General features: G+C 72.9%; 7 protein-coding genes. 2 read left to right on the forward strand and 5 right to left on the reverse strand.

Annotated features, from left to right (window positions below; translation table 11 throughout):
- Positions 1–239: 239 nt before the first annotated feature.
- Positions 240–1,184 carry a tyrosine-protein phosphatase gene (locus JWR81_RS23635; RefSeq protein WP_367278840.1) on the reverse strand — a complete coding sequence of 315 codons (945 nt, stop codon included), beginning with the start codon at positions 1,182–1,184 and terminating at the stop codon, positions 240–242.
- 2 nt (positions 1,185–1,186) lie between these two features.
- Between JWR81_RS23635 and JWR81_RS23640 the strand changes: the two genes are divergently transcribed.
- Together JWR81_RS23640 and JWR81_RS23645 are read left to right on the forward strand one after the other, a co-directional pair.
- Entirely contained in the window at positions 1,187–2,869 is a 1,683-nt protein-coding gene (locus JWR81_RS23640) for an AMP-binding protein (protein ID WP_297657212.1), read from the forward strand.
- A gap of 39 nt (positions 2,870–2,908) precedes the next feature.
- Positions 2,909–4,585, forward strand: coding sequence for a PEP/pyruvate-binding domain-containing protein (locus JWR81_RS23645; RefSeq protein WP_297657214.1), 1,677 nt, complete (start codon positions 2,909–2,911; stop codon positions 4,583–4,585).
- Between the two features lie 50 nt (positions 4,586–4,635).
- Here the strand turns inward: JWR81_RS23645 and JWR81_RS23650 are convergent, their stop codons facing one another.
- The 4 genes from JWR81_RS23650 to JWR81_RS23665 form a co-directional block, all read right to left on the reverse strand.
- Entirely contained in the window at positions 4,636–5,343 is a 708-nt protein-coding gene (locus JWR81_RS23650) for a class II aldolase/adducin family protein (RefSeq protein WP_297657217.1), read from the reverse strand.
- 8 nt (positions 5,344–5,351) lie between these two features.
- On the reverse strand, positions 5,352–6,350 hold the full coding sequence (locus JWR81_RS23655) for an ABC transporter substrate-binding protein (RefSeq protein WP_297657220.1): 999 nt from the start codon (positions 6,348–6,350) through the stop codon (positions 5,352–5,354).
- A gap of 175 nt (positions 6,351–6,525) precedes the next feature.
- Positions 6,526–7,233 (reverse strand): class II aldolase/adducin family protein, encoded by a 708-nt coding sequence (locus JWR81_RS23660; protein WP_297657223.1) that lies wholly within the window; start codon positions 7,231–7,233, stop codon positions 6,526–6,528.
- Positions 7,230–7,847, reverse strand: coding sequence for a cupin domain-containing protein (locus JWR81_RS23665; RefSeq protein WP_297657227.1), 618 nt, complete (start codon positions 7,845–7,847; stop codon positions 7,230–7,232). Before JWR81_RS23665 ends, JWR81_RS23660 begins: the two co-directional genes overlap by 4 nt.
- Positions 7,848–7,929 lie beyond the last annotated feature (82 nt).

Consider the following 7,929-nt stretch of genomic DNA (forward strand, 5'->3'; position numbering starts at 1 on the left):
GTGGCGGACCGGCCGGCTGCCGATCGAGAAGCTGATCGCCGGCACCGCCGACCTCAAGGCGATCAACGAGGTCGTCACGGCCCAGCGGGACGGCTCGGTGGTGAGGACCATTCTCACCATGGACTGACACGTGCTCTGTGGATCTCCGCTCGACGGCCGGCGTGAGGGTAGCGCGGTGTCCGCGCGTGCCGAGCGTGCGGACCTTCGACCGAGCCTCGTGATCACCCGGCCGCCCGGCGTCAGAGGACGGCCTGGACGAGCAGGTTCGCCCGGAGGATGTCGAGGTCCTCCCTGGTGAGCCCGCATCGGTGCAGGAGGTACTCCGGAGCCGAGCCGAACTCGGTGTCCAGTTCGGCGAGCGCACCGGCCATCACGACCGCAGGCGCGTCGAACAGCACCGCGATGTCGGCGAGGTCCACCCCGGAGTCACCGAAGAGGGACGCGTACGCCGCCACCCGGTTGGGACGGAGCGTCCCGGTCAGCGCGTACTCGGCCACCACGACCTCGCGGAGCACCCCGAGCGTCTCGAGCAGCAGCGCCACCAGGAGGCCGGTCCGGTCCTTGCCCGCGGCGCAGTGCACGAGCACCGGGAGCCGATCGGCCTGCGCGATCACCCGCAGTGCCGCGCCGAACTCCGCGGGGCGGTTGCGCAGGACGAGGCCGTAGTAGCCGACCATCTCCGCCACGCCGAACGCCGTCCGCGTGCCCTCGCGGATCTGCCGGACATAGTCGGTGTCGCCCTCGCCGCCCTCCTCGATCGGGACGGCGACGTGATCGGCTCCGGTCGCCACCGGCCACGCGGAGGGCACGCGCTCCTGCTCCCCGGCGGACCGCAGGTCGAGGACCGTGCGGACCCCCAGCGCGCCGTACGCCTCCGCGTCGGCCTCGTCCCAGATCGAACAGGTCGTCGGCGCCCCGGGCCGGACCAGCGCCTCGGCGCGGTAGACCCGGCCGCGGCCGATCACCCGGCCGTCGGCGGTCGGCACCCCTCCGAGGTCACGGAGGTTCGCCGTGGCACCGACGCGGAGGTGAGTGGATGCGGGGGACCATTCCGGAGCTGTCCTCGAGCTGGGCTTCGACATGCGCTCTCCATTGCATTTGCGGTCTGACCATTGTAACTTCCGACCGAAGAGCCAGCTGTGTCCGGCGTCACGAACACCGGATCCCCGATCCCAGGACGGCATCGATGCAGACTCCCACCGTCGGCGACCGCTACTCGCCCGCCGAGATCGAGCGGTACTACGCGGCGGAGTGCTGGGGGACGGACACGCTCGGGCAGCTGCTCGCACGGCAGGCCCACGAGCGGGGGGACAAGACCTTCATCACCGACGGCACGCAGTCCCTCACCTACCGGGAGGTGCACGAGCGGTCGCTCCGGCTCGCGGCCGGCCTGCGCGCGCGCGGGGTGGCGGCAGGCGACCGGGTGGCGGTGCAGCTGCCCAACTGGTCCGAGTTCGCCGTGATCGCCGCGGCGATCGCCCGGCTCGGCGCGGTGCTGGTGCCGATCATGCCGATCTACCGCCGCGACGAGGTGGGGCACGTCCTCGACGACGCCGGGGTGAGCGCCGTGGTCACCGCCTCGGTGGTCAAAGGCTTCGACTACCTGGGGATGTACCGGCAGCTGCAGGCCGAGCGACCGGCGCTGCACTCCGTCGTGGTGGTCCGCGACGACGAAGCGGCCACGTCGGAGGGGACGTCGGACCATGTCGTGACGCTCGGCGCCACGACCGCGGACGTCGACCCGGCCGCCGCCGAGGCGGAGATCGGCGCAGCCGTGGGACCGGACGACCCGTTCGTCATCGTCTACACCTCCGGGACCACCGCCCGGCCCAAAGGGTGCGTACACACGTTCAACACCTACGTGAGCGGCGCTCGCGCGCTCGCCGTCGCCTTCGGCTACCGCGAGTCCGACGTGCAGTTCGGCCCGTCCCCGGTCACCCACACGACCGGCCTGGTCACCAGCATCCTGCTGCCGATGATCTCCGGCGCCGCGACGCACCTGATGGCGGACTGGGAGCCGCGGCGCGGGCTGGAGGAGATCGCCCGGTACCGGTGCTCGGTCAGCGTCACGGCCACCACCTTCATCCAGATGCTGCTCGACGCCTACGACCCCGACCGCGACGACGCGTCGAGCCTGCGGGTCTGGGTGTCGGCCGGCGCGCCGATCCCCCGGGCCGTCGTCGAACGAGCGCAGGCGCTCCTGCCGGACGCGAAGATCCTCAGCCTCTACGGGCGCAGCGAGAACCTCACCACCACCACCTGCACCGTCGACGATGATCCCGAACGTGCCCTCACCTCGGACGGCGCCGCCCTCCCCCATGCCGCCGTGGCGGTCGTCGACGAACTCGGCGCGGAGGTCCCCGCAGGGACCGAGGGCGACATCGCCTACCGCGGACCCACCCACATGCTGGGCTACCTGGGACGGCCGGACGAGACGGCCGACCTGTTCACCCCGGACGGCTGGTCGCGCTCCGGCGACCTCGGCGTGATGGACGCCGACGGGTACGTGCGCGTCACCGGCCGCACGAAGGACATCATCATCCGCGGCGGCATGAACATCAGCGTCCGGGAGATCGAGGACCTGCTCGCGGCCCATCCCGGTGTGCGCAACGCCGCCGTCGTCGGAATGCCGGACGAGCGGCTCGGCGAGCGGGTGTGCTGCTACCTCGTGGCCACCGACCCCGCCGGCCCGCCGACGCTGGACGACATCACGACGTACCTGCAGGGCAGAGGGGTCGCGGTGCAGAAGACACCGGAGCGGCTCGAGGTGGTCACGGAGCTGCCGACGACGGCGACCGGGAAGATCCAGAAGCACCTGCTGCGCCAGGACATCGCCCGCAAGGTCGGCGAGCCCGCGGGCGTCGCCTGATCGACCGCACACCCGACAACCAGCGGAAGGATCAGCCCGATGGCATCCGTGAGCACCCCGGCGCCGACCCTGTCGTCGATCTTCTCCTTCGACCACGACCACGGCGTGCCGGCCCGGACCCTCGCCGATCGGCTCGGAGGGAAGGGGGCGGGGCTCGCCGAGATGACCACCGCTCTCGGTCTCCCGGTGCCTCCGGGCTTCACCATCGCGGTGCCGGTGTGCCGCGACTACCTCGCCGGCGGCTGGCCCGACGGGCTGAGCGAGGTGATCGACCGGCACTGCGCCGACCTCGGACGGCGGCTCGGCCGCAGCTTCGGCGACCCCGAGGATCCGCTGCTCCTGGCCGTGCGCAGCGGCGCGCCTCGGTCGATGCCCGGCATGCTCGACACCGTGCTCAACCTCGGCCTCACGCCCGCGACCGTCGACGGCCTCGCCCGCGCCGCCGGTGACGACGTGTTCGCGTGGGACTGCTACCGGCGCTTCGTCCGGATGTACGCCACCACCGTGCTCGGCTGCCCCCACGACCGGCTGGGGGAGGACCTGGCCACCACCGACGCCGACGACCTCCGCGCGGACGTCGAGCGCCTGCGCGGCGAGGTCCGCGTGGCCTGCGGGGCCGATGTCCCCGACGATCCGGCCGTGCAGCTGCGCGCAGCGATCGAGGCCGTGTTCCGGTCGTGCGGCAGCGCGCGGGCGCAGGCCTACCGGCGGCGGGAGCGGATGGGCGAGGACCTCGCGACCGCGGTGAACGTCCAGACGATGGTGTTCGGGAACCGGGGCACCGACTCGGGCACCGGTGTCGTCTTCACCCGCGATCCGGCCACCGGCCACCCCACCCGCTACGGCGACTACCTGCGCCGCGCCCAGGGCGAGGACGTCGTCGCCGGCATCGCGCACACGCAGCCCATCGATGAACTGGCCACCGAGATGCCCGCCGTCTGGTCGGACCTCGACGCGATCCTGTCCCGGCTCGAACATCACTACGCCGACATCTGTGACGTCGAGTTCACCATCGAGCAGGGTCGGCTCTGGGTGCTGCAGACGCGGGTCGGCAAGCGCAGCGCCGTCGCCGCGGTCCGCGCCGCCGTGCAGATGGCGGAGGAACCCGGCACCCCACTCACCCGCCAGGAGGCCGCGGCCCGCGTCGGCGACGACGTCCGTGCGGCGGCGCGTGCGGCCGTCGTGGCCGCGGCCGGCGCGCAGAACCGTGGAGTGGCCGTGGCCCGCGGCCTGGGGGCGTCACCGGGCCGGGTCACGGGCCAGGCGGTGTTCACCTCCGAGGCGGCCGCGGACCTCGCGGACGAGGACGAGGACGCGTCGATCGTGCTGCTGCGGCCCGAGACCAGCCCCGACGACGTCCCCGGCATGGCGGTGTCGGCGGGCGTCGTCACCGCGACCGGTGGCCTGGTCAGCCACGCCGCGGTGGTCGCCCGCGGCTGGGGGCTGCCCGCCGTGGTCGGGGCCGGGTCACTGGTCATCGACGAGACCGGCGCGCGCACAGCGGACGGGCTGCACCGCATCGCGCCCGGCGACGACGTCACCCTCGACGGGACCACCGGCGAGGTCTGGCTGGGAGGCGACCCGGACGCGCTCGACGCCGAGCCACCCGACGTGCAGGCGATCCTGGCCGACGCGCTGCCGGAGCTCCTCCGCCTCGAGGAATGGTCCGCGGTCCCGTCGGCTGCTCCGCCGAACAACGAGCGTCCGCAGGGCTGATCACCGACGAGATCGGGGAAGCGCTCGTCACCGCCGTCGACGCGGGACGTTCAGGGAAGGCGGGCCAGCTCGTGCCGCCACGCGGTGTCCTGGTTGAACCCGCTACCCAGGTCGGGCAGCTCCGCCAGGTCCTCATTCGAGATCGCGCTCGGGACGCCGCCCGCACCGGCCACGGCGAGGGTCATCCGGGCGATGGTGTCGACGCTCAGCGCGCGGAGCACGGCCTCCGCCGGCAGTTCGCCGGTGGCGGTCAGACCGTGGCCACGCAGGACCACCACGGGCCGGTCCCCCATCGAGGCGACCATCTCGGCCGCGAGGTCCCGGTTTCGCACGAGCACGCTGCGCGGGTGCACGGGGACACCGCCGGCGGCGAGGTGCGCTCCGGGGATGTCGAAGGCACCCAGCACCGGCCGGATCGGGTGGCCCGCGAGGTCGGCGGCGACCACCGCGAACGGGTGGGCGTGTACGACGGCGCGCACCTCCGGCCTGCGGCGCAGCACCTCGGCGTGCAGGGGCAGCTCCGCCGGCACGGCGTAGCCCCCGGCCAGGTCGCCGTGTCCGTCGAGGTCGACCAGCCGGATGTCGTCGGGCACCGTGAAGACCAGGCCCCGCTCCCGCGGGCCCCGGCACCGGATGAACATGTGCTCGTCGTCGACGCGCACGCTCACGTGGCCCAGCACCCCGTCGGCGAGCCCTCGGGCCGCCATGACGCGGCAGGCGTCGGCGACGTCCTGCCGGATCGCGTCCAGGTCCTCCATGGTCCTCCTCAGATCACGTAGCTCTCGTGCGTCTCCGGCACGAACAGCTCGTCGGGCGTGAGCAGGCGGGCGGTGAGGCCCTGCTCGTGGGCGTAGCGGAGGAACACCTCGAGGGTCGGCCGGTTGGGCCCGAGGCCGTAGGACCAGAAGTCCGGCCCCAGCAGCTCCTTCGTCCGCTCGGTCTCGTCGTAGAGCCACGGGACGAGGTAGGGGTTGGCCGCCGTCTCCGCCATCCGCGCCAGCGTCAGGGCCTTCGCCTGCTCGAACGCGCCGAGAAGCGAACCGGCGATCCAGGGCCGCGCCTCGTACACGTCCCGCCGCAGCACCACGACGTGCATGATCGGGAAGATGCCCGTCTCGGCGGCGTACTGCTCCTCGACGGCGCGGGCGTCGGGGAAAAGACGACGGACCTCGGGCCTGCCCTCCAGCACCGGCCGCGGCGTGCGGGGGGCGTAGAGCGCGTCGATCTCGCCGGAGACGAGCATGTCCGCCAGCGTCCGGTCGGACGGGATGGGCGCCACGTCGATCTCGGGCGGCAGGTGCAGCACCTGCTTCTCGACCCGACCCGGCGTGTGCATCCCGCCGGTCCGGTAGCGCACGGACGCGACCGGGACGTCGTGGCGGTCGGCGAGGATCCCGCGGATCCAGACGACCGCGGTGAGCTGGTACTCGGGGACGCCGACGGTCCGGCCCACGAGGTCCGACGGCTTCTCGATACCGCTGCCACTGTGGACGTGGATGCCGTGGTGGCGGAAGGCCCGTGACGGGAACACCGGGATCGCGACGAGATCGCCGCCGTCCGGGGCTGCCGCAAGGCCGGTGACGTAGGAGGACAGCGACATCTCCGCGGCCTCGAACTCCCGGTGCCGCAGCATCCGGAAGAACGTCTCCTCGACCGGCAGGCTCAGGTAGGTGAGGTCGATTCCCTCGGGCCGGACCGTGCCGTCGGCGAGCGCCCGGGTCCGGTCGTAGTCCCAGCAGGCCAGGGTGATGGGGACTCGGCTCATGCGGCCCTACCTTTCACCGGATGTCCCCGGTCGTCGGAGGAGACGGGAATGTGCGGGTGGGGCAAGGACGGCCGACCGGGACCGCCTGCGCGATCCGGGGCGACCCGCTCTCCCGTGCCCACCACGACCGGGAGTTCGACCCGAACCTCGGGCGGGTTGCCGCTCGACAGACGCATCAGACAGCACCTCCGGCCCTGGCGAGGTCGCAGAAGTACGCCCATCGCCCCTCGACGCCGGCGACCTGGCCGCGGAGCGTCTCGATCTCCGCGGGCGTGATCACCCGGGGTTTCGCCCCGGTCCGCGCCCCGGCCAGCGCCGCCTCGGCGAGCTGTTCGAGCATGGCCGCCCCGACGGTCGCCTCGCGGACGTCCGCCGCGACGCTGACGATCCCGTGCCCCTGCAGGTGGCAGTAGCGCTCGCCACCGAGCGTGGCCGCGAGGTCCCGGCCCAGCTCCGCGGTGTCGACGAGCACCGGGTGCGGCCAGGTCGGCGGGTCGGCGGGGACGAACGTCGCCGGGACGTGCAGCACGGGCTGGATCGGCAGCCCCAGCACCCCGGCGAGCGTCGCCGACCGCTGGTGGGTGTGCACCACGGCCGAGACGTCGGGCCGAGCCCGGTAGATCTCGGTGTGGATGAACACCTCCGCAGGCGGACGAGCGGTCCCGTCGACCAGGGAGCCGTCGAGGTCCACCACCACCATGTCGGCGGCCCCGAGCGCAGCCATGCTCCGCACGGCGGGCGAGTGCTTGGGCTTGACCACGACCCGGTCGGTGCCGGGGATCCGCGCGCTGGCGTGACCGAGGTAGTCGACGAGCCCGAGCGCGGTGAGCACCTGACCGGCCAGCGCCACCACCTCGCGGAGCTCCTCCTCGGGGGCGCTCACCGCTCCTCGACGAGCGTGCGCGTGGCGACGTACCGGCGGACGGTCTCCGCGTCCAGCACCACCGACGGGTCGTACTCGGGGGCGTCCTCGAGCTGTTCCAGGTCGTCGAGCCCGCAGTGCTTGTAGATCCGGTTCGTCGCCGAGATGAGGCGGGCCGGGCGGGACGGGTCCGCGTTGACGTGCTGGTGGATCGTGTTGGGCGGGATGTAGATGACGTCGCCCGCCTCCCAGTCGAAGCGCTGGACCTCGTCCTGCGGCTTCCAGAAGTAGGTGTCGGTGATCTCGACGTCGCAGTCCTGGTGCAGGTCGTAGCCGGTGCCCTCCAGCACGTAGAGGCACTCCTCGGCCAGGTGGCGGTGCCGGCCGGACCGGCTGCCGCCGGGGATGATCTGCATGTAGGCGTCGACCGTCTCCATGCGGGTGTCGAGCTCCTCGTTGAGCAGGTGCTTGAGCAGCCCCTGCCGGGACATCTCCCACGGCATGTCCTGGGGCCGCAGCACCTTGCGCCGCCCGGCGTTGCGCTCGGGCGCCTCGGCGGCGCGTTGCAGCCGGCGGCCGTAGATCTGGTCGTTCTCGTCGCCGGCCACCCAGCTGCCGGCCTCGTCCCAGGCCATCTCAGTACCCCTCCGGCGGGTGGTTGTGGTCGGTCTCCTGCTCGCGGGCCACGAAGCCCTCGCCCTCCGGGGTCGGCGTGGT

The organism is Pseudonocardia sp., assembly GCF_025965585.1.
GTDB lineage: Bacteria > Actinomycetota > Actinomycetes > Mycobacteriales > Pseudonocardiaceae > Pseudonocardia.